Below are 25,883 nucleotides of genomic sequence, written 5' to 3' on the forward strand. Positions count from 1 at the left end.
CGCCAACAGGTCAAGCGAAAGCCCGCTATGGCGCCGATCGTCGGGGAAATCTGCGGGAACGTGCGCAAAGTGCTCGCAACCCGCCTAAACAGCCGGAACGCGGGACAATCCCCCGCCCGGCGCCGCCGACATCCCGAACCACCGCCGCACCCGAAACCGAGTACCTCAATGCCCGAAACTCTGCAGCTGGACCCCAATCACCGCCCGATGGCGAACCGCTTCCGCGGCTTCCTGCCGGTGGTCGTCGACGTGGAGACCGGCGGCTTCGACTGCCACCGACATGCCTTGCTGCAGATCGCTGCGGTGTTTCTGCGCCGCGATGCGAACGACCACCTGGTGCGCGACCGCACGGTCAGCGTGCATGTGCGGCCGTTCGAGGGTTCGGAAATGGACCCGAAGTCGCTGGAGGTCAACGGCATCGACCCCTACCACCCGCTGCGCGCGGCCTACCCCGAGGATCAGGCGATGGGCAAGGTGTTCAGCGAGGTACGTCGGGAGGTGAAGGTCAATCACTGCAAGCGCGCGGTGCTGGTGGGGCATAACGCCCACTTCGACCTGGGCTTCGTGCACGCGACGGCCGAGCGCTGCGGCATCAAGCGCAACCCGTTCCACCCGTTCAGCAGCCTGGACACGGTATCCCTGGCGGCACTGGCCTTCGGCCAGACCGTGCTGGCGCGCGCGGCGGACGCCGCAGGACTGGGCTGGGACACCGAGTCGGCGCACAGCGCGGCCTTCGATGCGGAAAAGACGGCGGACATCTTCTGCCAGATCACCAACCGCTGGCAGGACGGGATCGGGGTGCCACAAAATGCCCTGCGCCTGCCCGACCCGGAAGAGCTCCCGCCCGGGAGTTGAACGCAAAAAACCCGTCACCCGAGCCGCCACAAGGGCGCCCGGGTGACGGGTCATATGCCGGACGACCGTATGGCCGCCGGGCCGGTTCAGCCTAGCTGGCCGCGCGCTTGGCGTGGGCCTCGTCGACCATCTTCTTCAGCTCGCCGCTCTCGAACATCTCGAGGGTGATGTCGCAGCCCCCGACCAGTTCGCCGTCGATATAGACCTGCGGAAAAGTTGGCCAGTCGGCGAAGCGCGGCAGGTTCTGCATGACTTCCTGATCCGCGATCACGTTCACGTAGCCGAATTCCTGGTCGCAGCGCTTCAGCGCCTCCACCGCACGGCTGGAGAACCCGCACATGGGGAACTGCGGGGTGCCCTTCATGAAGATCACCACCGGATTGTCTTCCACCTGCTGGCGGATGCGATCCATTACGTCCATTACTGTACTCCCGAAATTTGGTGCCAAAACAGGGCCCAGCCGCGCATCGCGGCACGCCCCAAACTTATTTCCTAGTATAACGCTCAGACATTGAAGCGGAAATGTACCACGTCGCCCTCTCTCAGCACGTATTCCTTGCCTTCGAGGCGCCATTTGCCCGCGTCCTTCGCGCCCTGCTCGCCGTTGTATCCGACGAAATCGTCGTACCCCACCACCTCGGCACGGATGAAACCGCGCTCGAAATCGGTGTGGATCGCCCCCGCCCCCTGCGGCGCAGTGGAGCCCTGGCGAACGGTCCAGGCACGCACCTCCTTCTCGCCCGCGGTGAAGAAGGTCTGCAGGCTCAACAGGCGGTAGGCCGTCCGGATCACCCGGTCCAGCCCCGGCTCCTCGAGCCCCAGGTCGGCCAGGAACTCGGTACGCTCCTCGGGATCCAGCACCGCGATCTCGGCCTCGATGGCGGCGCAGACACTGACCACCTCGGCGCCCTCCTCGGCCGCCTTCGCCTGCACGGCCTCGACCATGGCATTGCCAGCGGACAGCGAGGCCTCGTCAACATTGGCAATGTACATCGCCGGCTTGAGGGTCAGAAGGTGCAGGTCGTACAGGGCCCGACGCTCGTCCTCGTCCAGACCCTGCGCCCGTGCCGGAATGCCCTGATCAAGGCCCGCCGACACCTTCTCGGCCGCCTGCAACTGGGCGATGGCGGTCTTGTCCTGCGACTTGGCCGCACGTGCCAGACGGGAAAGCGCCTTGTTCACCGTCTCGAGGTCCGCCAGCATCAGCTCGGTGCTGATGGTCTCGATATCCGCCAGCGGATCGACCTTGCCGGCGACATGCACAATGTCGTCGTCCTCGAAACAGCGCACCACCTGGGCGATCGCATCCGTCTCGCGGATATGGGCGAGGAACTGGTTGCCCAGCCCCTCGCCCTGGGCGGCGCCCGCGACCAGACCGGCGATATCCACGAACTCGACCGTGGTCGGCAGCGTGCGCTGGGGCTTCACGATCTCGGCGAGCCGCGTCAGCCGCGGGTCCGGGACCTCCACCACGCCCACGTTTGGATCGATGGTGCAGAAGGGGTAGTTCTCCGCCGCGATGTCCGCGCGCGTGAGGGCATTGAACAGGGTGGACTTGCCGACATTCGGCAGGCCCACGATCCCGCATTTCAGACTCATCGGGCTTCCTCGGAGTTCTTGGGGCCGGCCGGCTTCGACCCACCCCCATGCAGATTGCGCACGGCCTCGTCCCAGCGCCCGGCCACCAGGGCCGGGATCTGGTCCAGGGCCGTATCGATGGCCTCCTCGATGGCCCGGGCATCATCCCGCCCAGGGCGATCGAGCACGAACGGCACCACGTCGTCGCGATGCCCCGGGTGGCCGATCCCGACCCGCAGCCGGGCGTAGTCCGGCCCGCCCATGTGGCGGTGCAGATCGCGCAGCCCGTTGTGTCCACCATGGCCGCCGCCCAGCTTCAGCCGCACTACGCCAGGATCGAGATCCAGCTCGTCATGCACGACCAGGATGGCCGCGGGCGGGATGCGGTAGAAATCCGCGCACTTGCGTACCGGCAGGCCACTCTTGTTCATGAAGCTCATGGGCTTGAGCAGCCAGCAGTCGCCGTCCGGCAGGGTCAGACGTGCCGCTTCACCATCGAAGCGACTCTCGGGGCGGAACTCCGTGCCATGGCGGCGGGCCAGGGTGTCCACAAACCAGAAACCCGCGTTATGCCGGGTTTCGGCATAACGCGGGCCCGGATTCCCCAGCCCGACCACGAGACGGATCGGTTCGGGTTGGATCGCCATCAGTCAGGCGGCAAGCCGCAAGGCTTACTCCTTGTCCCCGGACTCCGACTCGTCGCCGGAAGCGGCCTCGTCGCCACCCTCGGCTTCTGCGCCACCTTCGGCTTCCGCGGCTTCGCCTTCGAGCTCTTCCTCTTCCGCCTTCGCGGAACGCGGCAGCAGCACGCTGACCACGGCGTAGTCGTATTCCTCGCCGTGCATCAGGGCCACGCTCTGCACGCCCTCCGGCAGCTTCAGCTCGGAGATGTGCACGGTGTCACCGACATCCAGCTCGATCACGTCGAGATCGATAGACTCGGGCAGGTCGCCCGGCAGACACTCGACCTCGAGCTCGTTGATCATGCGGCTGACCATGCCACCGCCCAGCTTCACGCCCTTGCACTCTTCCTCGTTGTGGAAGTGCAGCGGCACGCTGACGCGGATCGGCTGATTGGCGCTCACGCGCATCAGGTCGACGTGGTAGATGGTCGGCTTGAACGGATGGCGCTGCACATCTCGCAGGATCGCCTTCTCGGTCTTGCCGCCCAGCTTCACGCTCAGGATGTGCGAATAGAACGCATCTTCCTTGAGGTTGTGGACCATCGCATTGTGATCCAGCGTGATGGCCACGGCGTCCTTGTCCGCTCCGTACAGGATGGCGGGCAGCTTGCCAACGCGACGCAGGCGGCGGCTCGCACTCGAACCCTGTTCGTCACGCTTCTCGGCTTCAATGGTAAAGCTCATGCTCATTGCTACGGTCTCCAAAATGAAAGGCGCTTCACCCGAAGCGCCTTGAACACACCCCGCCCGCGACCAGGCGGGGCGCTGAATGGGAGGCAAGCCTCCCGAAATCGGTTATCGCCCGTCCACAGTTCCAGCCCACACGGGCCTAGTCCATGAACAAGGAGCTGACGGACTCCTCGAGGTTGATGCGTCGGATGGTCTCCGCAAGCATCTCCGCGACCGACAGCTGACGAATCTTTTCGCAGGCCTGCGCATTAGGCTGCAGGGCCAGGGTGTCGGTCACCACCAGCTCGTCAAGCGCCGAACCGTTTATATTATCAATTGCCGCGCCGGAAAGCACGGGGTGCGTGGCATAGGCCATCACCGAGTGCGCTCCATGTGCCTTCAGGGCCTTCGCGGCCTGGCAGAGCGTGCCGGCGGTATCCACCAGGTCGTCAATGATGATGCAGGACTTGCCGCGCACATCCCCGATGATGTGCATCACCTCGGATTCGTTGGCCCGCGGGCGGCGCTTGTCGATGATCGCCAGATCGGCGTCATCCAGCCGCTTGGCGATGGCTCGGGCACGCACCACCCCGCCGACATCCGGCGACACCACGGTCAAATCGCCCGAGACATGCCGCCAGACATCGCCCAGCAGCACCGGCGAGGCATAGATGTTGTCCACCGGGACGTTGAAGAAACCCTGAACCTGGTCGGCGTGCACGTCGATGGTCAGCACGCGATCCGCGCCCACCGCCTCGATCATGTTGGCGACCACCTTGGCCGAGATCGGCACCCGCGCCGAGCGCACACGACGGTCCTGGCGCGCATAACCGAAATACGGGATCACCGTGGTGATGCGTCCGGCCGAGGCGCGGCGCAGCGCATCCACCATGATCACCAGCTCCATGATGTTTTCGTTGGTCGGCTGCCCCGTCGGCTGGATCAGGAAGACGTCGCGGCCGCGCACGTTCTCCAGCAACTCGACCTGCACCTCGCCATCGCTGAAACGCCCCACGATGGCCTTGCCCATCGGCAGCCCCAGGTGTTCCGCAACGGCCTGGGCGAGACGCGGGTTCGCATTGCCCGCGAAGATCATCATGCGATTCTTGTCGACCACGGTTCGTCCCGGTCTGGATGGAGTGGAGCGAGCGCGCTAGAACGCCCGAGCTCCAAATTATAGACCCCGGATCGGGACCGGGGTCTTGATGGTTTTGCTTCGCGCCCTTCTGGCGCGAAGCGGTTGTTGGCTGGGCCGGCAGGATTACGGCGCTGCGCGCCGCCCCCACCTCATGGAAACCGGGCCGCCGCCTGCGGCGGCGTTCTCTCGCGGCTACGCCGCTCGAGTCGAACCCGGTTCTCATCCTGCCGTCCCGGCAGTTTGGGTGACCCGCGCCCGAGGCGCGGGTCTGATTGTATGGCTGGGCCGGCAGGATTCGAACCTGCGCATGGCGGGATCAAAACCCGCTGCCTTACCGCTTGGCTACGGCCCAATATCTCCCTGAACTCTATTGTACTTCCTGACCGGCGCCGTGCCCGGCTCACCCCGCGAATCGGCAAGGCCGATTCGGGCCGGCAGGATGATGGCGCTGCGCGCCACCCTTGCGTGGACTTATTCTTTTTCGGGGTTACCGCCGCACGGCGGTAACCAGGCCTGCAAGGGTGACGTGTTCTGCAACGTCGTCACCCAGCTTTTCCACGGGGCGGGCTGCGCGGACTGCGCTGCCCGGGCCGCCCCCTCATCGGGAAACATCCCGAACACACAGCCGCCACTCCCGCTCAAATGCGCCCGGGGGCTTTGATCCGCCAGCCAGGCCAGCGCGTGATCGACCTCCGGATAGCGCGCCCGAACGACCGGTTCGAACACGTTCACGAACCGCTCGGCATCGATCGCGGACGAAATTGTCTCGGTGGCGCAGTCGCGTGTCAATTCCGCACACCCGAACATGGCCCCCGTGGCAACCGAAACGCCCGGATCAATCAGCAGAATCCAGCCGGTATCCGGGGCCACCGGCGCAAGCCGCTCACCCACCCCCTCGGCCCAGGCGGCATGTCCGGCGACGAACACCGGCACGTCGGCCCCCAGCTCCAGCCCGATCGCCGCCAGTTGCTCGACTGGACACCCCAGATCGAACAGGTAGTTCAGGGCCACCAGCGTGGTGGCGGCATCGGAGCTGCCGCCACCCAGGCCGCCCCCCACCGGGATCCGCTTTTCGAGGTGGATGCGCACGCCGAAGGACTTGTCCGCCACCTCGGCCAGGCGCCGGGCCGCCCGCAGGCAGAGGTTGTCCTGCCCATCGATGGCCTCGCAGGCCATCTCGAAGCGCCCCTCGGGCAGGGGATCGAAGCGCAGGTGGTCTTCCAGCCCGAGGAACTGGAACACCGTCTGCAGCTCATGATAACCATCCGGCCGGCGGCCAGTGATGTGCAGGAAACGGTTGATCTTGGCCGGGGCCGGAAACGGCATCCCGAACCCCCCGCCCGTCGCCGCACTCACCACGTCTCGTCCGGCCCTAGCTGCCACCGGCCGATGCGCGCGCGCAACTCGACCTCCTCGCGTTCGAGGACCATGGCAACCGGCATCGAAACGCCGTCAACCTCCTCGAATTCGGTGTATTCGATGGCCCAGCCGGACTGCAAAATCTCCAGGGGACGGCCGTCCGCATCGATATCCAGCTGGTAGGAGGCTTCCGGGTGCAGCAGGCCACGCACCCAGTAGATCATCCCGCTGACCGGGATGGATTCGCCCAGCACCCGGGCCACCAGGGTATCCGGGTCCTGCGCCTGGAAGCGCTCGCCGGACCGCGTGACCAGCAGCGCGCGCCCGTTATCCGAGAGCGTCAGACGACCGCCGCCGCGCCCCATCGGGCCGGACAGGTCCAGCACATGCTGACCTTCCTGCACCCGCCAGTTGAGCTGGGCCGACCAGTATTCCTCCCCGGAGGCCAGACCCAGACGCGCCACCAGCCGCCAGCTGTCTAGCGCCACGAGCTGCTCGGTGCGCTCCTCGAAGGCCGCCTCGGCCGCTGGCGAGGTGTCCGCCTCGGGCAGAGGGGCAGCACAGCCCGCGAGCAACAGCCCCCAGCCACCCACCAGCCCGGCCAGCCACCCCGCGCCCCGGATCCGTCGCGGCGGTCGCGTCATCCCGTGCCCGTTCATTCGATCAGATCGTTGCGCACGCGTTGCAGGCGCTCATGCCCGGGCTCGCGGTCCAGCGCGGCCTCTAGGACCTCCCGGGCTTCTGCACGCTCGCCACGCTCCCACAACACCACCGCCAGGTTGCTGGCGATCTCGCCGTCCTCCGACAGCGAGTAGGCACGCCGCAGCTGGGTCTCGGCCTCTTCGAGACGACCCAGGCGGTACAGGACCCAGCCATAGCTGTCGATGATCGCGGCGTCATCCGGCTCCCGCTCGTAGGCGCGCAGGATCAATTCGTAGGCCTCGTCATAGCGATCGGTTCGATCCGCCAGGGTGTAACCCAGGGCATTCAGCGCGGCGACATTCTCCGGATCGGACTCGAGGATCGTGCGGAAATCGGCCTCGGCCGCCGCGATGTCATCCTCGCGCTCGTGCACCAGTCCGCGCAGGTACAACAACTGCGTATTCCCGGGAAACTGCACCAGGCCGCGGTTCAACCGGCTGCGGGCGTCGGCATACTCGCCCAGCTCGCGCAGGGCGTTCGCCTCGGCCAAATAGGCGCGCCGGGCCAGATCCTCATCCACGCCTTGCTGCATGGGGTCGAAAAGGTCACGAGCGGCCTCGGCCCCGTCGTGTTTGAGTGTCAGGCGCGCGCTGCGCAGGCGGGCATCCTCGGCATGGTCACCGGCCTCCACGCGGGCGTAGGCGCCCAGGGCGGCCTCCGGCTCGTCGGCCATCTCGTGCAAGCGCCCCAGGTAGTACGCGACGTCGTTCTCGCGCTCGCCCAGGGCATCCAGGCGTTCGAGGTAATCCCGCGCGGGCCCCAGCTGCTCCGCCTCGAGATTCATCAACGCCAGCGCCAGCAGGAGCTGCGTATCCTCCGGCGCCATCTCCACCAGACGGTCCATCTCTTCGCGGGCGAAGACGTCATCCTCCATCTCGGTCAGGACCCGCGCGTATCCCAGACGCGCCTCGCGACTGTCCGGGTGCGCCTCCACGGTCGCGCGCAGGGTCTCGACCGCCGCATCGTCATGCCCGGCCTCGCTCTGGGCCCGTGCATGCAGCAAACGCAGCTGGACCGATTCCGGGAAGCGCTCGGCGGCCCGCTCGGTCACCGCAAGCACCTCCTCGCCTGGCTCGCCAAAGCGCAGCGCGGCCTCGGCCTGCACGCGATGCACGCCCACGTCGTCGCGGCGGCGCTCGGCCAGCAGGTGCATGGTCTCCATAGCCGCCTGCTGGTCCTGAGCCTGACCAATCACACCACCCAGGGTCGCGTAGGGGTCGCCGCCCTGCACCACGACGCGATTCATCAGCGAATCCAGCTGTTCGGCCGCCTGCTCGGCATCACCGGCGTTGATCCGCAGGACCGTCGAGACCTGGCTGGCATCGGTGCTCTCGGGGGCCAGACGCAGCCAACGGTCGGCCGAACGCTGTGCGTGTTCCGGCTCGCGCGCGAACAAGGCGATCCGGGTGGCACGCTCGGCGATGGCCGGATCGTCGCTCAGCAACGCCGCGGCTCCGTAATAGCGCGCCGCCTCGGCATGCTCGCCGGAGCGCACCGCGATCTCGGCGGCCAGGACGCTGAACATCAGCACAGCCTCCGGATCCTGGGTCTGCATCAAGGGCAGCACCTCGGGGCGATCCGACTCCGGCGGTTCGGAGGCGTCCAGCGGGGTATGCGCACAACCCACCAGGGAGAACACGGCGGTGAGCGCGAGCAGGCTTCGAATCATGTTGTGTCCAATCGGGATCATTGCGGCCATATCGGATGGGACGGGGCAGCGGCCCCAGGGTTCCACAGCGCAGGTTCCACACAACGGGTATACGGAGACGTCCGGCCGGCGCGCGGCAACTCCTGCTAACCGTACAGCACAGTACACTATCGGGAAATTCGGCCACGCGCCCGCGTTTTCCGGCACAATACGCGCCAGCATGCTGTTCACTCTCGGGATCAATCACAAGACGGCTCCGGTCGCCATTCGCGAACGGCTCTCCGTCAACGAGCACGAACTCGGCGAGGCCCTGCACTCGCTGCGTTCCGGCGTGCTATTGCCGGAAACCGCGATCCTGTCCACCTGCAACCGCACCGAGGTGTACTTCCGCGAGGACGATCAGCAAAGCGAGCAGCGCGTCATCGACTGGATCGGCGGCTACCACGGCATCGACCGCGACGAACTGAAACCCTACCTCTACCTGCACCACGATGGCTCGGCCGTGCGTCACACTCTGCGCGTGGCCAGCGGGCTGGATTCCATGGTCCTCGGCGAACCGCAGATCCTGGGGCAGATGAAGACCGCCTACCAGCACGCCCACAACGCCGGTACGCTCGGGCGCTCGCTGGAGCGTCTGTTCCAGCACGCCTTCGCCACCGCCAAAGACGTGCGCACCCAGACCGCCATCGGTCAGAGCGCGGTCTCGGTCGCCTTCGCTGCGGTGTCACTGGCACGCCAGATCTTCGGCGACCTGAAGCCGCTGACCGCCCTGGTGATCGGCGCCGGCGAGACCATCGAACTGGCCCTGCAGCATCTCTCCGGGGGCGGCATCGGCAACGTCATCGTCGCCAACCGCACGGTGGAGCGCGCCCGCGCGGTGGCCGGACGCTTCGATGCCGAGGCCATCAGCCTCGACCAGCTCCCCGATCGCATGGCCGATGCCGACATCGTCATCTCCTCCACCGCCGCACCCTTGCCGATCCTGGGCAAGGGTGCGGTGGAACGCGCGCTGCGCAAGCGCCGGCACAAACCGATGTTCATGGTGGACATCGCCGTGCCGCGCGACATCGAGCCCGAGGTCGGCCAGCTCGAGGACGTCTACCTCTACACCGTGGACGACCTGCAGGAGGTCATCGACGAGAACATGGCCTCGCGCCAGGCCGCTGCCGAACAGGCCGAAGAGATCATCACCCAGCGCGCCGGCGAGTTCATGCGCTGGCTGCGCGCCCGCGACTCGGTGGACAGCATCCGCCAGCTGCGCCAGCGCGCCGACAGCGTGAAGGCCGAGGCGCTGGCCAAGGCCGAGGCCATGCTACGCGCCGGCAAGTCGCCCGAGGAGGCCATGCAGCTGCTGGCGCACAACCTGGCCAACAAGCTGATGCACGCCCCCTGCAAGTCGCTGAACACCGCCGCGCACGAGGGCGACGCCCGCCTGCTGGAGGCCGCGCACCGGCTGTTCCAGCTGCCCGCCCCGGAAGACGACCCCGGCGACGATTCCGACTCCGGCGCCCGTTCGTGAAGGCCTCGTTCCGCACCAAGCTCGAGGGCCTGACTGAACGCCATGCCGAGATCGCGCAGCTGCTGGCCACCCCCGACGCCGCCGAGGACCCGGACCAGCTGCGCCGCCTGTCACAGGAATACAGCCAGCTGGAACCGGTGGCCGAGGCCTGGAAGGCCTGGCACGACAACCACGCGGCGCTGGAAGAGGCGCGCGCGATGCTCGAGGAGGACGACGCCGATCTGCGCGCCATGGCCGAGGCCGAGATCGAATCCCTGACCGAACAGACCGAGGCGCTGGAGGCGGAGCTTTATCGCCACCTGATCCCGAGCGACCCGCACGACAACGCCAACGTGTTCCTGGAGATCCGCGCCGGGACCGGCGGTGACGAGGCCGCGATCTTCGCCGGCGACCTGCTACGCATGTACACCCGCTACGCCGAAAACCAGCGCTGGAAGCTGGAGATCCTCAGCGCCAGCGAGGGCGAACACGGCGGTTATCGCGAGGTCATCGCGCGCCTGGCAGGGCAAGGCGCCTATTCCCGGCTCAAGTTCGAATCCGGCGCTCATCGCGTGCAGCGCGTCCCCGAGACCGAATCCCAGGGCCGCATCCATACCTCCGCCGCAACGGTCGCCATCCTGCCGGAACTGGAGGAGGTCGAGATGCCGGAGATCAACCCGGCCGACCTGCGGGTGGACACCTTCCGCGCCTCCGGCGCCGGCGGACAGCACATCAACAAGACCGACTCCGCCGTGCGCCTGACCCACCTGCCCACCGGCATCGTGGTCGAGTGCCAGGAAGAACGCTCGCAACACAAGAACCGGGCCAAGGCGCTCACCTACCTGGCGGCGCGCATCTTCGAGACCGAGCGCGAGGCCCAGGCGGCCGCGCAGAGCGCCGAACGCAAGGGTCTGGTCGGCAGCGGCGACCGCTCCGAGCGCATCCGCACCTACAACTTCCCGCAGGGCCGGGTGACCGACCATCGCATCAACCTGACCCTGTACAAGCTGGAACAGGTGATGGCCGGTGACCTCGACCCGGTCATCGACCCGCTGATCCACGAATACCAGGCCGAGCAGCTCGCCACCCTCGCGGAGGCGTAATGGAGGCCCCACCCACGCTGGATACCCTGTTGCAGGGCCTGCGTACCCGCCTTCAGCAGGCGGGCGTCGAGAGCCCGGGGCTGGAGGCGCGCATGCTCCTGAGTGCCACTACCGGCCTCGACACCGCGCAGCTGATCGCGCGCGGTAGCGACCCCGCCAGTACCGCACAGGCCGCCCACGCCGAAGCGCTTTGCCAGCGCCGTTGCGCCGGCGAGCCCATGGCGCACATCCTGGGTCGCCGCGCCTTCTGGACGCTGGAGCTGGGCGTCTCCCCCGTCTGCCTGATCCCACGCCCCGAGACCGAGCTGCTGGTGGAACAGGCGCTGGCCGTGATCGACGAGCTCGACACCGACGCACCCCGCGTACTCGATCTGGGCACCGGCCCCGGCACCATCATCCTGGCGCTGAAGAGCGAACGCCCGGACATCCAGGCCTTTGCCAGCGACCGCAGCGAGGGCGCCCTGCAGCAGGCGCAGACCAATGCGCACGCGCTGGGGCTCCTGGTTCAGCTCTGGCAGGGCGACTGGCTCGACGCACTGACCCCGCAGCCGCACTTCGACGTCATTACCTGCAACCCGCCCTACATCGACCCGGACGACCCGCACCTGACGCGCGGCGACCTGCGCTTCGAGCCACGCACCGCCCTGGCTGCGGCGGAACACGGCCTCGCCGACCTGCACCGGGTGATCGACAACGCCCGCCCCCACCTGAAGCCCGGCGGCTGGCTGCTCCTGGAACACGGCTTCGACCAGGGCGAACGCGTTCGACAACGGCTGCAGCAGGCAGGCTATCGGGACGTCCACACCCAGAAGGATCCCGCCGGCCACGAACGGACCAGCCTGGGGAGACACTGAACGACATCAACGTGCCCCGCATGCCCCGGCCACAAAAAAGGCCCCGGCCAGATGGCCGGGGCCCAGCGTGAGACAGCCGCTCTCGGGTCAGAACGGCAGACGCAGGTGCAGGTTGACCGAACCGGCGGGGGAAGACCGGTGGCGGTAGTGGCTCGAACGATGGTCGTAGTAGTGATAGTGATGATGCTCGTGACCACGTGAATGCTTTTGGTGGCCACGCCCACGACTCTTCGCACGCTTCGCCTGCTTGTGCCCCCGCGCGCCGGGATGGCCACGGTAGTCCTTGTGCCCGCTCGAATGGCCGTGACGCACGTGCTGCAGGGCACCCGCATCGAAGGTCGAGGCACCCGCCGCCGCGACCGGATGGGCCGCATGCGTCGGGGCGGACAGGGCGAATGCCAGCAGCGCGGCCGGCGCCAGAATGGCGAGTCGTTTCATGAGGGATCCCTCCTTCCATGCAGGCCGCCTTGAGAGGGCATCGACGGCCCGGGGTTGTGGCAGGATTGCCAGGATCAAGCGTATGCAGCGTTCCTGAATGGCTCCTAACTGAGCCCGTCCACGAGCGTGACGCCGGTTACAATTTCGGCCTTACCCCGGAGATTGCCCCATGGATGACGACCAACTCCTGCGCTACAGCCGCCAGATCATGCTCCCCGGCGTGGGCATCGAAGGGCAGGAATCCCTGCAGCAGGCGCATGCAGTGATCATGGGGCTCGGCGGGCTGGGCTCACCGGTGGCCGCCTACCTGGCCGCAGCCGGGGTGGGCCGGCTGACGCTGGTCGACCCGGATCATGTGGAGGTGACCAACCTGCAGCGCCAGATCCTGCATACCGATGCGGACATCGGCCGCGACAAGGTGGCCTCGGCCGCCGATCGCGTGGCGGCCATGAACCCCGGCTGCCAGGTGGAGACGCGCGCCGAGCGCCTGGATGACGCGGCGATGACCCGGCTGTTCGCCAGCGCCGACGTCGTACTGGACGGGACGGACAACTTCGCCGCGCGCGGGGCCATCAGCCGCGCCGCACTGGCGGCCGGCACGCCGCTGGTCTCCGGGGCGGTAATCCGCTTCGAGGGACAACTGACCACCTTCGACTACCGCGATCCGGAGGCCGCCTGCTACCACTGCCTGTACGGCGAGGGGGGCGGCGACGAGGACACCTGCGCCGCCAACGGCGTGCTGGCCAGCCTGCCCGGTGTGGTCGGCAGCCTGCAGGCAACCGAGGCCCTGAAGCTGCTCATGGGTCTGCCGATCCTGAGCGGCCGGCTGCTGATCCTCGACGGGCTCGCCATGCAGTTCCGCGAGATCCGGCTGCGCCGCGACCCCGCCTGCCCGGCGTGCAGCCACCGCCACGCCCCGGCCTGAAACGAACGGATACGCGCGGATCAGGCACAGGAGCGGGGATGAAAGGGCAGGACCTTGCCGAGTGAGGGCGGTGGTGCAGCTTCGGCAATCGCCGCGCTCAGCTCCGCCTCCATCGCAGACAGCGTGCGGTTCATCACCATGCTGGCCATGGCATGGAACAGCAACAGCTCGCAGGCGACCGGGCGATGCAGGCTGCGCCGACCACGGGAATGGAAGGCCGTCCAGGCAACCACCGGCATATCGTTCAGCACCCGGTCCACGACGATCCAGGCATCGCGCTGGAGGATCAGGTCCAGTTGTTTGAGCCCCGACGGCGACAGGCGGATCTCCGGTCCCAGCCGAGCCAGGGCGCGACGCACCTGGTTGAAATAGCGCGCCTCCACCAGCCAGCCGGGGCGGACATCCAGGGTCGGGATTTCGGTGTGCCGGGAATACATCGCGCCCTCGTCTGCAGACTGCTGCAAGGTCAGTCTGTTCTATAGCAAGGCCGGGGGATGATGGGGACCACGGGTCCCTGCGGCAGAGTTGCCGAACGTCACGACAGGCTAACGAGGGGAGTCCGGGAAAGGCTTCGGGATCGGGGGCACCCCGGAAAGCCCTGTCTACTGGCGGGTGTCCGGGATCGGCGGCTGGGCAACCTCGGGCGCACAAAGGGCCTCGGCGTCGACCGGATCGAAGTGGTAATGCGCGTTGCAGAACTCGCAGGTCACCTCCACCGCGCCCTGCTCCTCGATGATGCTGCGAATCTCGTCACGCCCCAGACTGCGCAGGGTTTCGGCGATGCGCTCGCGCGAGCAGGGGCAGTGGAAAGTCACCGGCGTGCCGTCGAACAGGCGCACCCGCTCTTCGGCGAACAGCCGGCCCAGCAGGGCGCCAGCGTCCAGCTTCAGCAACTCGTCAGCGGTGGTGGTCTCGGCCAGGATCGTGGCGCGGTTCCACTCCTCCGAGTCGCGCGTCACCGCATTGCCACCCTCGGCCGGCAGCGCCTGCAACAGCAGACCGGCGGCGGACTGCGCCCCGCTCGCCAGCCACAACCGGGTCGGCAGCTGTTCCGAACGCTCGAAGTAGACGTTCATCGCCTCCGCCAGCGAGTCGCCCTCCAGCTCCACGACGCCCTGATAGCGCTCGCTGCCGTCGCCCGGGTCCAGCGTCAGCATCAGCCGTGCGTCCTCGCCGGCGCATTCGGCCAGGGTCGCGCCCTCCGGCGGGGTCTCGCGAAAGCGCGCCAGGCCACGCAGCCGCCCCTGGCCATCGGCCTGGGCGACGATCATGTGCACCGGCCCGGGGCCGGTGATCTGCAGGATCAGCGAGCCGTCGAACTTGAGCGTGGCGGCGGTCAGGGCAACGGCCGCATAGGCCTGGCCCAGCAAGTCGCGCACCACGGGCGGGTACTCGTGAAGCTCCAGCAGGGCCTGCCAGGAGGCGTCCAGGTGCACCCACTCGCCGCGTACCCCGGCCTCCTCCAGCATGAAGCGGTGGAGGGTATCGGTCTCACGCATGGTGGCAGGACTCCGAAATACGCAACGGCATCAACCGTCCAGCTTGGACTTGAGGCGCTCGTTGACCTGGGCCGGGTTGGCCTTGCCCTGGGTCGCCTTCATCACCTGGCCGACAAAGAAGCCGAACAGCTTGTCCTTGCCGCCGCGATACTGCTCGAGCTGCTGCGGGTTGTTGGCCATGACCTCGTCGATGATGGTATCGATCGCGCTGGTATCGGTGATCTGCTTGAGCCCCTTGGCCGCGATCACGGTATCGGCGTCGCCTTCGCCGTTCCACATCGCCTCGAAGACTTCCTTGGCGATCTTGCCGGAGATGGTCTCGTCCTGAATGCGCGCGAGCAGGCCGGCCAGACCCTCGGCATTGACCGGGGCATCCGCCAGCTCGACCTCGGAGCGGTTCATCGCGGCGGAGAACTCACCCATCACCCAGTTGGCGGCCAGCTTGGGCGCACCGCAACCGGCAGCCACGACCTCGTAGAAATCGCCCATGTCGCGCGCAGCGGTCAGTACGCCGGCGTCGTAGTCGGACAGGCCGTACTGTTCGACAAAGCGCGCCCGCTTGGCATCCGGCAGTTCCGGCAGCTTCTCGCGCACGGAGTCGATGAATGCGTTATCCACGACCAGCGGCAGCAGGTCCGGATCGGGGAAGTAGCGGTAGTCGTTCGCCTCTTCCTTGCTGCGCATGGAGCGCGTCTCATCGCGATCCGGGTCGTACAGGCGAGTCTCCTGCACCACCGAACCGCCGCCTTCGATCAGGTCGATCTGACGCTCGACCTCGAAGTTGATGGCGCGCTCGACGAAGCGGAAGGAGTTCAGATTCTTCAGCTCCGCGCGGGTGCCGAACTCGGTCTGGCCCTTGGGCCGCACCGAGACGTTGGCGTCACAGCGGAAGCTGCCTTCCTGCATGTTGCCGTCGCAGATATCCAGATAGCGCACCAGCGAGTGCATCTTCTTCATGTAGGCGACGGCCTCCTTCGCGGAGCGCAGCTCCGGTTCGGAGACGATCTCGATCAGCGGGGTGCCGGCGCGATTGAGGTCGATGCCGGTCATCGCCTCGAAGCCCTCGTGCAGGCTCTTGCCGGCGTCCTCCTCGAGGTGCGCGCGGGTCACGCCGACGCGCTTGATGGTGCCGTCTTCCAGTTCGATATCCAGATAACCCAGGCCCACGATCGGCAGTTCGAACTGCGAGATCTGGTAACCCTTGGGGAGGTCCGGGTAGAAATAGTTCTTGCGCGCGAACACCGAGCGCGGGGTGATCTCGGCATTGATCGCCAGCCCCAGCATCACGGCCCGCTCCACCGCACCCTGGTTCAGCACCGGCAGTACGCCGGGCATGCCCAGATCCACCGGGCAGGCCTGGCGGTTGGGCTCGGCGCCGTAGGCGGTGGGCGCCCCGGAGAAGATCTTGGAGACGGTATTGAGCTGGGCGTGAATCTCCAGCCCGATGACGGTTTCCCATTCCATGTGCAGGGCCCTCAGGCGAAGGCCGCCGGCACGCGCGCGTGCCAGTCGGTCTCTTGCTGATACTGGTGAGCAACGCCCAGCAGGCGCGCCTCGTCAAAATAGTTGCCGATCAATTGCAGCCCGACCGGCAGGCCGTCGATCTCGCCGGCCGGCAGCGACATCGCCGGCAGACCCGCGAGGTTCGCGGCGATGGTGTAGATATCCGACAGGTACATGCTGACCGGGTCGGCCTTGGCACCCAGCGCGAACGGCAGCTCCGGGGTGGTCGGCGCCAGCAGCACGTCGACGTCCTCGAAGGCGCGACGGAAGTCGTCGGCGATGATGCGCCGGACCTTCTGCGCCTTCAGGTAGTAGGCGTCGTAGTAGCCGGCGGACAGCACGTAGGTGCCGACCATGATGCGGCGCTTCACTTCGTCGCCAAAGCCCTCCCCGCGCGAGCGGGTGTAGAGGTCCATCAGGTCCTCGGGATTCTCGCAGCGGTAGCCGTAGCGCACGCCGTCGAAACGCGCGAGGTTGGAGGAGCACTCGGCCGGGGCGACCACGTAATAGGCCGGCACCGACAGGTGGCTGTTCGGCAGGCCGACCTCGCGCACCTCGGCGCCGCGGCCCTTGAGCACCTCGATGGCGGCGTCGATCACGCCGCGCACGCGCTCGTCCAGTCCGGCCTCGCCGAAGAATTCCGTCGGCAGGCCGATGTGCAGGCCCTTCAGGTCCTGCTCCAGTCCGGCGGTGAAATCCTCTTCCGGGCGCTCGACGCTGGTGGAGTCGCGTTCGTCGAAGCCGGCCATGGCGTTCAGCATCCGCCCGCAGTCCTCGGCGGTCGCGGCCATCGGGCCACCCTGGTCGAGACTGGAGGCGAAGGCGATCATGCCGTAGCGCGAGACGCGCCCGTAGGTCGGCTTGAGCCCGGTGATGCCGCAGAATGCGGCTGGTTGGCGGATCGAACCACCGGTGTCGGTGCCCGTGGCACCCGGCACCAGGCGCGCCCCCACCGCGGCGGCGGAGCCGCCGGAGGAACCACCCGGGACGCGTTCGGTATCCCAGGGGTTGCGAACAGGACCATAGAAACTCGTCTCGTTGGACGAGCCCATCGCGAATTCGTCCATGTTGGTCTTGCCCAGCATCACCGCGCCGGCGGCATTCATGCGCTCGACGACGGTGGCGTTGTAGGGCGAGACGAACGGATCCAGCATGCGCGAGCCGCAGGAGGTGCGCACGCCCTCGGTGCAGAAGATGTCCTTCTGCGCGACCGGCACGCCCAGCAGCGGGGTCTTTTCACCTTTCGCCAGGCGCGCATCGGCCGCATCGGCCTGCGCCAGCGCCTGCTCGGCGGTCACGGTGATGAAGCTGTTCAACTGCGGATCGAGACGCTCGATCCGGTCCAGATACAGCTGGGTCAATTCGCGCGAGCTGATCTCGCGGGCCTGGAGCTTGCGCACCCAGCCGGACAGGGTTTCCTGGGCCATGGTTTCGGGGACTCTTGCTGGCTAGAAGCGTGACGGGTTCAACAGAACGGCGACCGCGCGGATCATTCGATGACGCGCGGGACCAGGTACAGACCACCCTCGACAGCCGGGGCGATGGCCTGGAAGACCTCGCGCCGATCCGGCTCGGTCACCGCATCCGGGCGCAGGCGCTGCTCGGCGTCCAGCGGGTGGGCCATCGGCTCGACACCCTCGATGGCCGCACCATCCAGTTGTTCGACAAAGTCAAAGATGTCGCTCAGCCCACCCGCGAAATCCCGGGCCTGGTCATCGTTCATGGCCAGACGGGAGAGATGGGCGATGCGCCGGACTTCGGAGGTATCGACGGACATGGCGGCGTGGGTCCTGTAGCGTTCGGATTCATTGGGCGAAACGGAGCGCAAACTTACCACAAAGCCGTTGTTGCCCAAACCCCGGGCGCTTGCTAGAGTCGACGGCTTTCCCGCCCGCCCACTCAAGCAGGTTTCTTCTTCATGTTCAAACGCCTTCTGGGGTTGTTCTCCAACGACATCTCCATCGATCTCGGCACCGCCAACACCCTCATCTATATGCGCGGCCAGGGCATTGTCCTGAACGAACCCTCCGTGGTCGCGATTCGTCAGGACCGCGGCCCGGGCGGCCCGCGCTCCATCGAGGCCGTAGGGATCGAGGCCAAGAAGATGCTCGGCCGCACGCCGGAGCACGTGGTGACGGTGCGCCCGATGAAGGATGGCGTCATCGCCGACTTCACCACGACCGAGAAGATGCTGCAGTACTTCATCAAGAAGGTGCACGAGCGGCGGATCTTCCGCCCCAGCCCGCGCGTGCTGGTCTGCGTGCCCTGCGGCGCCACCCAGGTGGAACGTCGCGCCATCCGCGAATCCGCCTTCGGCGCCGGCGCGCGCAAGGTCTATCTGCTGCAGGAGCCCGTGGCCGCAGCCATCGGCGCCGGCATCCCGCTGGACGAGGCGGTCGGCTCCATGGTGCTGGACATCGGCGGCGGGACCTCCGAAGTCGCGGTGCTGTCGATGAACGGCATTGTCTATTCCGAATCCGTACGCATCGGCGGCGACACCTTCGACGAGGCGATCATGGCCTACGTACGCCGCAACTACGGCGTACTGATCGGCGAGGCCACCGCCGAACGCATCAAGCACACCGTCGGCTCGGCCTATCCGGGCAAGGAACTGCTCGAGATCGAGGTCAAGGGCCGCAACCTGGCCGAGGGCGTGCCGCGCTCGTTCACCCTGAACTCGAACGAGATCCTGGAAGCCTTGCAGGATCCGCTGTACGGCATCGTCTCTGCCGTACGCACCGCCCTGGAGCAGACCCCGCCGGAACTCGGCGCGGACGTCGCCGAGCGCGGCATTGTGCTGACCGGCGGCTCCGCCCTGCTGCAGCAGCTGGACCGGCTGATCATGGAAGAGACCGGCATCCCGGTGGTCATCGCCGACGACCCGCTGACCTGCGTCGCCCGCGGCGGCGGCCGGGTGCTGGAGATGCTCGACGAGAAACGGGTCGACTTCCTCGCAATGGAATAAGGCCGGACCACCCCGCCCGCGTCGCCACGGCGCGGGTCTGGTTCGGGTTACACTCCGGGCCGCAACAGGTCGGCAAAGCCGCACGGGACGGGGTTCCGCAGCGACTTTGCCTTGTCGACGCGATCCGGAACCGGAGGTCACGCCATCAGCAAGCCGCTGTTCAGACTGGGTGTCTCGCCCACTCTGCGCCTGCTCGCGGTGATCCTGCTGGGCCTGGCGCTGATGGCGCTGGATCACCGTGTCAACGAACTGCAGTTTGTCCGCGGCGCCCTGGCCACCGTCACCTACCCGCTGCAGGTCGCGGTGGACGCACCGGTCCGCGCGGTCAGCCGGGTGTTCGAGTCGTTCACCAGCCGCGAAGACCTGATCACCGAGAACCGCATCCTGCGCAGCGAGAATGCCGAGCTGCGCGCGCGTCAGCTGCGCTTCGAGGCCCTGCAGCTGGAGAACGACCGCCTGCGCGCCCTGCTGAATACCGCCGAGCAGGCCGAAGAGCGGGTCGAGATCGCCAAGCTGCTGGCCGTGGATCTCGACCCCTTTCGCCAGCAGATCGTACTCAACAAGGGGCGCAATGACGATGTCTATGCCGGCCAGCCGGTCATCAATGCCGACGGCGTGATTGGCCAGGTCCTGTCGACCCGTCTGACCAGCTCGATCGCTCTGCTGATCTCCGACCCCAGCCACGCGCTGCCGGTACTGAGCGCGCGCACCGGGCTGCGCGGTCTGGTGGTCGGCACCGGCAACCCGCAACGCCTGGAGATGCGCCACGTCCCGCTGCAGGAGGATGTGGAGCCCGGCGACCTGCTGCTGACCTCCGGGCTGGGCGGCCGTTTCCCGGCCGACTACCCTGTGGCCCGGGTCACCTCGGTCGAGCGGCCGCAGGGCCAACCATTCCTGAGCATCGAGGCCGAACCGCTGGCGGCCCTGGACCGCTCCCGCGAGGTCCTGTTGCTGTGGACCGACGGCGCCGTTTCAGCGATCGCCCCGCTCAATCTGGACAACGACCTGGAGGCGGCTCCGAACGCGCTCGAATCAGAACCGGCCGAAGGGACACCGTGACCCGTGCCATCGGCATCCCCTGGCCGGTGGCGCTGACCCTGCTGGCAGCTCTGGCCCTCGCCATCGTGCCGGTCCCGGATATCCTGCGCCCGGCGCGCCCGGAGTGGCTGGCGCTCATCCTGATCTACTGGGCCATGGCCTTCCCGTCGCGCATCGGCATCCTGACCGCCTTCGTCGCCGGCCTGTTGCTGGACACCCTGCAGGGCCAGCTGCTGGGACAGAACGCCATCGCCCTGGCAGTGGTCATCTACATCGTGCTGCAGATCCACCCGCGCCTGCGGGTCTATCCGGTCTGGCAACAGATGATGGTGGTCGCCATCCTGATGGCCCTGTTCAAGCTTCTGGCCCTGTGGCCACAGGGCATCACCGGATTTCCGCCGGGCAGCCTCTGGTACTGGGCGCCGGTCCTCACCAGCGCCCTGGTCTGGCCCCTGATCTTCTCCCTGCTGCGCGACCTGCGTCGGCGCTGGCTGCTGCACCTCACCTGAGGAAAACGCCGACCCCATCCCGGTCGAAGCAAACCGGGACTGTCACGCATACTGTGTCCGAACCGAAACAAGGAGCCTTGCATGGACCCGAACAAGCAAACCGAGATCGAAGCCGCCGTGTTGCGCCGCTTGCTGCAGCATCTGGACGAACGCAAGGACGTGCAGAACATTGACCTGATGAACCTCGCCGGCTTCTGCCGCAACTGCCTGTCCAAGTGGTACGTGGCGGCCGCCGAGGAGCGCGGCGAGTCCATCGACTACGAGGGCGCGCGCGAGATCGTCTACGGCATGCCCTACAGCGAGTGGAAGGAGCGCTACCAGAAGGAGGCCACGCCGGAGCAGAAGGCCGCCTTCGAGGCCAGCCAGAAATCGCCCCATGCATGATCACGGCCTGATCGAGACCCCGGAGGCCCTGCAGAGCTTCCTCGACACCATCGCCGGGACCGACTGGATCGCGCTGGATACGGAGTTCATGCGCGAGAAGACCTACTACCCGCGCCTGTGCCTGATCCAGCTGGCAACTCTGGACCAGATCGCCTGCGTCGACCCGCTGCAACTGGACATCAAGCTGCTGGAACCCCTGCTGTTCGATGCCGGCGTGACCAAGGTCTTCCACTCGGCCTCGCAGGATCTCGAGGTCCTGTATCGCGAACTCGGACGGGTGCCCGCCCCGGTGTTCGACACCCAGATCGCTGCCAGCATGCTCGGCCACGGCGAGCAGATCGGCTACGCCAACCTGGTCAAGGCGATCCTCGATCGCGACCTCGACAAGAGCCAGACCCGCACCGACTGGGCACGCCGCCCCCTGAGCAAGGAACAGATCCTTTACGCCGCCGATGACGTACGCTTCCTGGCCACCGTGTTCATGCGCCTGCTGCACGAACTGGAAAGCCATGACCGCATGCACTGGCTGCGCCCGGAGATGGAGGCCCTGAGCGACCCGGGCCTGTACGAACCAAACCCCGAGGCGGCCTGGCAGCGGGTCTCCGGGGCCAAGCGGCTCAAGCCGCGCGAGCGCGGCGTACTCAAGGCCGTGGCCGCCTGGCGCGAACGCGCGGCGCAGGCGAGCGACCGCCCGCGCCGCTGGATCCTGGCCGACGACATCCTGATCGATATCGCCCGGCGCACGCCGGAGGACACCGCCGCCCTGCACCAATTGCGCGGGTTCCCCGACGGCATGAAGCCGCCGCGTCAGGAAGAGCTGCTGGAGGCGATCCGCGAAGGCCAGGCCCTGCCCCGCGAGGAATGGCCACAACTACCGGACAAGGCGAAGCTAACCGAGGCGGAAGAGGTCCTGGCGGACATCGGCATGGCCCTGCTGCGCGAGTGCGCGCGACGCAACCAGATCACCGCCGGCGCGATTGCGCAGCGCAAGGATGTCGTCGAACTCCTGAAGGGCGACGGCACGAGCGGCCGCCTCGGCAGTGGCTGGCGCCACGAGATCGCCGGAAAGACCATCGCCCGCTGGTTTGCGGGCGATGGGGAGCTGACACGTACGGAGGAAGGGCTGCAGATCCGCCCGTGATCGTCGTCCGGGCGGGCCTGCGGCCGCGTCAGGACGCCTTGTAGACGCCGCGGCGCGGCGAGGTCAGGCGACCCTGGCGCTTCAGGTAGGCCAAGGTCTGACTGATGTTCTTGGTATCCAGGCCGGCCTTCTCCGCCTCCGCCTTGATCTCCTTGATGCCCATCTCCGGCTGCTTGGCGACGATCTCGCACAGCTTCTGGCTGATGGACTCGCCACCGGCCCGGCGCCCGCGACGTCCGCCGCCCGCGGTACGACCCACGCGCCCGCCCAGTTCACGGATCTGGCGCTCGAGCTCGCCGAGTTCCTTGCGATGCCGCGCCACCATTTCCTTGCGCTTTTCCATCAGCTTCTCGCGCTTCTCGCGGCGTTCGGCTTCCTTGCCCTCGGCTTCTTCCTTTTCCCGCTGGCGCGCGAGGGCGTACAGTTCTTCGGCCGACAGATCGGAGGCCTTCTTGTTATCCATGCTCATACAGAACTCCCGGGTTCTTAAAACGGATGCGATTACAGGTTAAGACCAAAGGGTTTCCGGCTATTCAGTCTAGCCTCTAACATTTGATCACCATAGAATAGTACCACCCCATGGATAAATGCTGTAACGATCATAATAAGGCGCACACGGCACAAGAGCGACTACACGCACTTTCTGGCGAAAACCGCACACTCATACGAGAAGAGGTCGCCCGATTGTATAACCAGGCCGCGGGCACGCGCGCATCCGATCCTCCTGCCGTTCACTTTGACTTGAAAGGCCGGGCGGCCGGCCAGTGGCGCCTGAGAAAGAACACGGAAACCCTGCGCTTCAATCCGGAAGCCTTCAGTCTGGACTGGAATCAACATTTCCCGGAAACAGTGGCACACGAAGTCGCCCACTCTCTGGTATATCGCACCTACGGCGTGCGCAGGGTTCGGCCTCACGGCCCTGAATGGCGGGGGTTCATGCAGGCGATGGGGTTTCAAAAGCCCCGGGTCACACATGCGACCGCGCTGACCACACGCAAGATGCGCCAATATAACTACGCGTGCGCCTGCGGCCCTCAACTACTGAGCGCGCGCCGACACTTTCTTATTCGCAAACGCGGCTACCACTACCAGTGCCGCCAATGCGGCGAATGGCTAAAGCACTCCGACGGCGGAGCGCCCTGAGGAGCCACCATCATTCCGGGCCGCGTGGCTGTTGATATAGTCAACCAGCCGCACCGTTGCCCCCTGATGCTCCGCAATAAAAGCGGCCGAACGGCGCCGCAAGGCCTCACGCCCGGGCTCATCCATTACCAGCAATGCCCGAATACGGGTAATGGCCTCGTCGGCGTCGGCCGCTCGCCCCAGCACATTCGCAGCCTGCATGCGCTCCACCAGGAGTTCGAAGTTGTCCACGTGCGGACCCATAACAACCGGGCAGTGCCACAACACCGCCTCCAGCGGATTGTGCCCGCCCACCGAAACCAGCGACCCCCCTATGAAGGCCGCATCGGCCAGCCCGAAGAAGCGCTTCAGTTCCCCGAGGGTATCCAGGAGCCAGAAATGGGTGGCGGCGTCCGGCAGACCTTCACTGCGACGCACGAAGGTGTGGCCGGAACGCTCCAGCAAGTCCGCCACTGCGGGAAACCGCTGCGGATGGCGTGGCGCCACCACAACCAGGAGGCGCGGATACTCGGTGCGCAGTGCGCGCAGTCCCGAGAGCAACTGGGCCTCTTCGTCGGCATGGGTGCTGGCAAGAACGACCACCGGGCGCCCATCAACCACCGGGCGCAGGGACTCGACTTCCTGACGATCGGTTTCCTCGACGCGTATATCGAACTTGATGTCGCCGTTGACCGTCACGCGATCAGGCACGGCCCCGAGCGCGACGAAACGCTCGCGGTCCAGTGGATTGCGACAGGCAATCCAGTCAAATCCGTTCAATGCTGGCGTGATCAGCCGCGGGAGCCGCGCATAACGCCGGGCCGAGCGCCCGGACATACGGGCGTTCGCCAGCACGACCGGGATACCCATCCGTCGGGCCGCCGCCAGCATATTCGGCCAGATCTCGGTCTCCATCACCACGATGCACTGCGGCCGCAGCGCTCGCAGGAAGCGCCCCTGCAGCCAGGGCAGATCCAGTGGCATGAAGCGATGCATGACGCGGTCGCCGAGCCGCTCGGTCAGCATCGAGGCACCGGTCGGCGTCGTCGTGGTTACCAGGATGCGACGCGGGCCGGGCGCCAGGAGCTGGCGAATGAGCGGTTCCGCCGCCAGCACTTCACCGACCGAAACCGCATGGATCCAGATCTCCGCCGGCTCCGGCGGAGGGGCCCACCCCATCACCTCGCCCGGGCGCACACGCACCGATGCCCGACGACTGCGCAGTCCGTGGCGGATCAGCAGCAAGGGGGTCAGCAACGCAAGCAGCGCCGTGTAGACTACGCGGGTCATTCGCAGGGAGACTCCGATCCGTGACGGCCCGCCCCGAACATCCGAGCGCGACCGAACGCCCGCCCCGCGGCCCCGCCACCTGGCCCATGTGGGCGGTGATCGGCCTGGCTCGGCTGGTCATCCAGTTGCCCATCCGCTGGCAACAAGCGCTTGGGCGCGGCATTGGGCGGCTGTTCTACCGTTACGGCCGCAAGCGGCGCGCGATCGCCCGCACCAACCTCGAACTGTGTTTTCCCGGCCAGCCGCCGGAACGGCGCGAACAGTGGCTGCGCGAGCACTTCGAGGCGGCCGGAATGGGTGTCCTGGAAATAGCCATGGCCTGGTGGGGACGCGACGCGCAACTCAAGGGGCATTACACAATCCACGGGCTGGAACATCTGGACAAGGCACTGGAGCAAGGCAAGGGGGCCCTGCTGGTCAGCGCCCATTTCACCACACTCGAGCTTTGCGGGCGCCTGCTGGCGCTGCACCGGGAGTTTGCCGCGATGTACCGCCCCAGCGAACGCCCGCTGATCAACTACCTGTTCAAGGTCAATCGCAACCGCCACACGGCCGGCGTGATCGCACGCGACGACGTCAAGGGACTGCTGCGCACCCTGCGCGAGAACATGCCGGTGTGGTACGCGCCCGACCAGGCCACCAGCGGGCGCCAGACCGAGCTGGTCCCGTTCTTCGGCGAACCCGCGAACACGCAGACCGCCACGCATCGCATCGCCCGGGTCAGCGGCGCCCCGGTCCTCCCCTTCTTCGGCTACCGGCGCGAAGACGGCCACTACGTCGTGACCATCCACCCCCCGGTAGAGGGCTTCCCCACCGAGGACGCCCACGCCGACACCCTGCGCATCAACCACATCATCGAAGAAGCCGTGATGGATGCCCCGGGGCAGTACTTCTGGACCCACAAGCGCTTCAAGAAACGCACGGGCCTGCCCGACCCCTACGCGCCCTAGCGTGGAATCTCGAAGGCTGCCTCCGAGCAGGA

Annotated in this window: 28 protein-coding genes and 1 tRNA gene; 12 read left to right on the forward strand and 17 right to left on the reverse strand. The window is 67.0% G+C overall.

The features are described from left to right. The first annotated feature begins 168 nt into the window (after positions 1-168). Positions 169-855 carry a ribonuclease T gene (gene rnt, locus TVD_RS12055; RefSeq protein WP_018145268.1) on the forward strand — a complete coding sequence of 229 codons (687 nt, stop codon included), beginning with the start codon at positions 169-171 and terminating at the stop codon, positions 853-855. A gap of 91 nt (positions 856-946) precedes the next feature. Here rnt and grxD read toward each other — a convergent pair whose 3' ends face one another. The 9 genes from grxD to TVD_RS12100 form a co-directional block, all read right to left on the reverse strand. After that, complete coding sequence (grxD, locus tag TVD_RS12060; RefSeq protein WP_018145267.1) at positions 947-1,276, reverse strand: Grx4 family monothiol glutaredoxin; 330 nt, start codon at positions 1,274-1,276, stop codon at positions 947-949. Between the two features lie 83 nt (positions 1,277-1,359). Continuing rightward, on the reverse strand, positions 1,360-2,454 hold the full coding sequence (gene ychF / locus TVD_RS12065) for a redox-regulated ATPase YchF (protein WP_019571494.1): 1,095 nt from the start codon (positions 2,452-2,454) through the stop codon (positions 1,360-1,362). Continuing rightward, complete coding sequence (gene pth, locus TVD_RS12070) at positions 2,451-3,080, reverse strand: aminoacyl-tRNA hydrolase (RefSeq protein ID WP_018951633.1); 630 nt, start codon at positions 3,078-3,080, stop codon at positions 2,451-2,453. The genes ychF and pth overlap by 4 nt, the downstream gene beginning before the upstream one ends. A gap of 24 nt (positions 3,081-3,104) precedes the next feature. Continuing rightward, entirely contained in the window at positions 3,105-3,806 is a 702-nt protein-coding gene (locus TVD_RS12075) for a 50S ribosomal protein L25/general stress protein Ctc (RefSeq protein ID WP_018937284.1), read from the reverse strand. Positions 3,807-3,945: 139 nt separating this feature from the next. Then, positions 3,946-4,884, reverse strand: coding sequence for a ribose-phosphate diphosphokinase (locus TVD_RS12080; RefSeq protein ID WP_196799408.1), 939 nt, complete (start codon positions 4,882-4,884; stop codon positions 3,946-3,948). A 316-nt stretch (positions 4,885-5,200) separates the two neighbouring features. Then, positions 5,201-5,275: transfer RNA gene (locus tag TVD_RS12085), tRNA-Gln, on the reverse strand. A 119-nt stretch (positions 5,276-5,394) separates the two neighbouring features. Further along, complete coding sequence (gene ispE, locus TVD_RS12090; RefSeq protein WP_047251976.1) at positions 5,395-6,249, reverse strand: 4-(cytidine 5'-diphospho)-2-C-methyl-D-erythritol kinase; 855 nt, start codon at positions 6,247-6,249, stop codon at positions 5,395-5,397. A 26-nt stretch (positions 6,250-6,275) separates the two neighbouring features. Next, a complete protein-coding gene (lolB, locus tag TVD_RS12095; protein WP_047251698.1) occupies positions 6,276-6,941 on the reverse strand; it encodes a lipoprotein insertase outer membrane protein LolB in 666 nt (221 codons plus the stop codon). After that, positions 6,938-8,683 carry a tetratricopeptide repeat protein gene (locus TVD_RS12100; protein WP_047251699.1) on the reverse strand — a complete coding sequence of 582 codons (1,746 nt, stop codon included), beginning with the start codon at positions 8,681-8,683 and terminating at the stop codon, positions 6,938-6,940. Before TVD_RS12100 ends, lolB begins: the two co-directional genes overlap by 4 nt. A 169-nt stretch (positions 8,684-8,852) precedes the next feature. Between TVD_RS12100 and hemA the strand changes: the two genes are divergently transcribed. From hemA to prmC, 3 genes are read left to right on the forward strand one after another with little or no spacing between them, the layout of a single operon-like run. Further along, the gene (gene hemA / locus TVD_RS12105; protein WP_047251700.1) at positions 8,853-10,151 is read left to right on the forward strand and encodes a glutamyl-tRNA reductase; all 1,299 of its coding nucleotides are present in this window, start codon (positions 8,853-8,855) and stop codon (positions 10,149-10,151) included. After that, complete coding sequence (prfA, locus tag TVD_RS12110) at positions 10,148-11,233, forward strand: peptide chain release factor 1 (RefSeq protein WP_047251701.1); 1,086 nt, start codon at positions 10,148-10,150, stop codon at positions 11,231-11,233. The genes hemA and prfA overlap by 4 nt, the downstream gene beginning before the upstream one ends. Then, positions 11,233-12,087, forward strand: coding sequence for a peptide chain release factor N(5)-glutamine methyltransferase (prmC, locus tag TVD_RS12115; protein WP_047251702.1), 855 nt, complete (start codon positions 11,233-11,235; stop codon positions 12,085-12,087). Before prfA ends, prmC begins: the two co-directional genes overlap by 1 nt. Before the next feature lie 87 nt (positions 12,088-12,174). Here the strand turns inward: prmC and TVD_RS12120 are convergent, their stop codons facing one another. After that, complete coding sequence (locus tag TVD_RS12120) at positions 12,175-12,525, reverse strand: hypothetical protein (RefSeq protein WP_018951640.1); 351 nt, start codon at positions 12,523-12,525, stop codon at positions 12,175-12,177. 169 nt (positions 12,526-12,694) lie between these two features. Between TVD_RS12120 and TVD_RS12125 the strand changes: the two genes are divergently transcribed. Continuing rightward, positions 12,695-13,450 (forward strand): HesA/MoeB/ThiF family protein, encoded by a 756-nt coding sequence (locus TVD_RS12125; RefSeq protein WP_018951641.1) that lies wholly within the window; start codon positions 12,695-12,697, stop codon positions 13,448-13,450. A gap of 20 nt (positions 13,451-13,470) precedes the next feature. Here the strand turns inward: TVD_RS12125 and TVD_RS12130 are convergent, their stop codons facing one another. The 5 genes from TVD_RS12130 to gatC form a co-directional block, all read right to left on the reverse strand. Then, positions 13,471-13,887 (reverse strand): hypothetical protein, encoded by a 417-nt coding sequence (locus tag TVD_RS12130; RefSeq protein WP_019567622.1) that lies wholly within the window; start codon positions 13,885-13,887, stop codon positions 13,471-13,473. 165 nt (positions 13,888-14,052) lie between these two features. Continuing rightward, the gene (gene hslO / locus TVD_RS12135) at positions 14,053-14,949 is read right to left on the reverse strand and encodes an Hsp33 family molecular chaperone HslO (RefSeq protein ID WP_018145251.1); all 897 of its coding nucleotides are present in this window, start codon (positions 14,947-14,949) and stop codon (positions 14,053-14,055) included. A 30-nt stretch (positions 14,950-14,979) separates the two neighbouring features. Continuing rightward, on the reverse strand, positions 14,980-16,413 hold the full coding sequence (gatB, locus tag TVD_RS12140; RefSeq protein WP_047251703.1) for an Asp-tRNA(Asn)/Glu-tRNA(Gln) amidotransferase subunit GatB: 1,434 nt from the start codon (positions 16,411-16,413) through the stop codon (positions 14,980-14,982). 11 nt (positions 16,414-16,424) lie between these two features. Continuing rightward, positions 16,425-17,879: an Asp-tRNA(Asn)/Glu-tRNA(Gln) amidotransferase subunit GatA gene (gatA, locus tag TVD_RS12145; RefSeq protein ID WP_047251704.1), complete on the reverse strand. Its 1,455-nt coding sequence runs from the start codon at positions 17,877-17,879 to the stop codon at positions 16,425-16,427. A 62-nt stretch (positions 17,880-17,941) separates the two neighbouring features. After that, the gene (gene gatC, locus TVD_RS12150) at positions 17,942-18,229 is read right to left on the reverse strand and encodes an Asp-tRNA(Asn)/Glu-tRNA(Gln) amidotransferase subunit GatC (protein WP_018169027.1); all 288 of its coding nucleotides are present in this window, start codon (positions 18,227-18,229) and stop codon (positions 17,942-17,944) included. Positions 18,230-18,370: 141 nt separating this feature from the next. On the opposite strand from gatC, the gene TVD_RS12155 reads away from it, so the two are divergent. The 5 genes from TVD_RS12155 (at position 18,371) to rnd (ending at position 22,489) form a co-directional block, all read left to right on the forward strand. Continuing rightward, positions 18,371-19,417: a rod shape-determining protein gene (locus TVD_RS12155; protein WP_018142132.1), complete on the forward strand. Its 1,047-nt coding sequence runs from the start codon at positions 18,371-18,373 to the stop codon at positions 19,415-19,417. Between the two features lie 111 nt (positions 19,418-19,528). Further along, complete coding sequence (gene mreC, locus TVD_RS12160) at positions 19,529-20,476, forward strand: rod shape-determining protein MreC (protein ID WP_018169026.1); 948 nt, start codon at positions 19,529-19,531, stop codon at positions 20,474-20,476. Continuing rightward, positions 20,473-20,964 (forward strand): rod shape-determining protein MreD, encoded by a 492-nt coding sequence (gene mreD / locus TVD_RS12165; RefSeq protein ID WP_018169025.1) that lies wholly within the window; start codon positions 20,473-20,475, stop codon positions 20,962-20,964. The genes mreC and mreD overlap by 4 nt, the downstream gene beginning before the upstream one ends. Before the next feature lie 81 nt (positions 20,965-21,045). Continuing rightward, positions 21,046-21,348 (forward strand): DUF1244 domain-containing protein, encoded by a 303-nt coding sequence (locus tag TVD_RS12170; protein WP_018169024.1) that lies wholly within the window; start codon positions 21,046-21,048, stop codon positions 21,346-21,348. Next, entirely contained in the window at positions 21,341-22,489 is a 1,149-nt protein-coding gene (gene rnd, locus TVD_RS12175; RefSeq protein ID WP_047251705.1) for a ribonuclease D, read from the forward strand. Before TVD_RS12170 ends, rnd begins: the two co-directional genes overlap by 8 nt. A gap of 28 nt (positions 22,490-22,517) precedes the next feature. On the opposite strand, the gene TVD_RS12180 is transcribed toward rnd, so the two are convergent. Further along, positions 22,518-22,958: a hypothetical protein gene (locus TVD_RS12180; RefSeq protein ID WP_047251706.1), complete on the reverse strand. Its 441-nt coding sequence runs from the start codon at positions 22,956-22,958 to the stop codon at positions 22,518-22,520. 110 nt (positions 22,959-23,068) lie between these two features. Here TVD_RS12180 and TVD_RS14465 point away from each other — a divergent pair, with 110 nt between their 5' ends. Then, positions 23,069-23,632, forward strand: a complete 564-nt coding sequence (locus tag TVD_RS14465; protein WP_082119128.1) for a SprT family zinc-dependent metalloprotease — start codon at positions 23,069-23,071, stop codon at positions 23,630-23,632. Here TVD_RS14465 and TVD_RS12185 read toward each other — a convergent pair. Next, complete coding sequence (locus tag TVD_RS12185; protein ID WP_047251707.1) at positions 23,603-24,901, reverse strand: 3-deoxy-D-manno-octulosonic acid transferase; 1,299 nt, start codon at positions 24,899-24,901, stop codon at positions 23,603-23,605. The two genes, TVD_RS14465 and TVD_RS12185, sit on opposite strands and share 30 nt — an antisense overlap. Before the next feature lie 20 nt (positions 24,902-24,921). On the opposite strand from TVD_RS12185, the gene lpxL reads away from it, so the two are divergent. Further along, positions 24,922-25,851 carry an LpxL/LpxP family Kdo(2)-lipid IV(A) lauroyl/palmitoleoyl acyltransferase gene (gene lpxL / locus TVD_RS12190; protein WP_018937298.1) on the forward strand — a complete coding sequence of 310 codons (930 nt, stop codon included), beginning with the start codon at positions 24,922-24,924 and terminating at the stop codon, positions 25,849-25,851. The last annotated feature ends 32 nt before the right edge of the window (positions 25,852-25,883 follow it).

It is taken from the genome of Thioalkalivibrio versutus, from assembly GCF_001020955.1.
Classification (GTDB): domain Bacteria; phylum Pseudomonadota; class Gammaproteobacteria; order Ectothiorhodospirales; family Ectothiorhodospiraceae; genus Thioalkalivibrio; species Thioalkalivibrio versutus.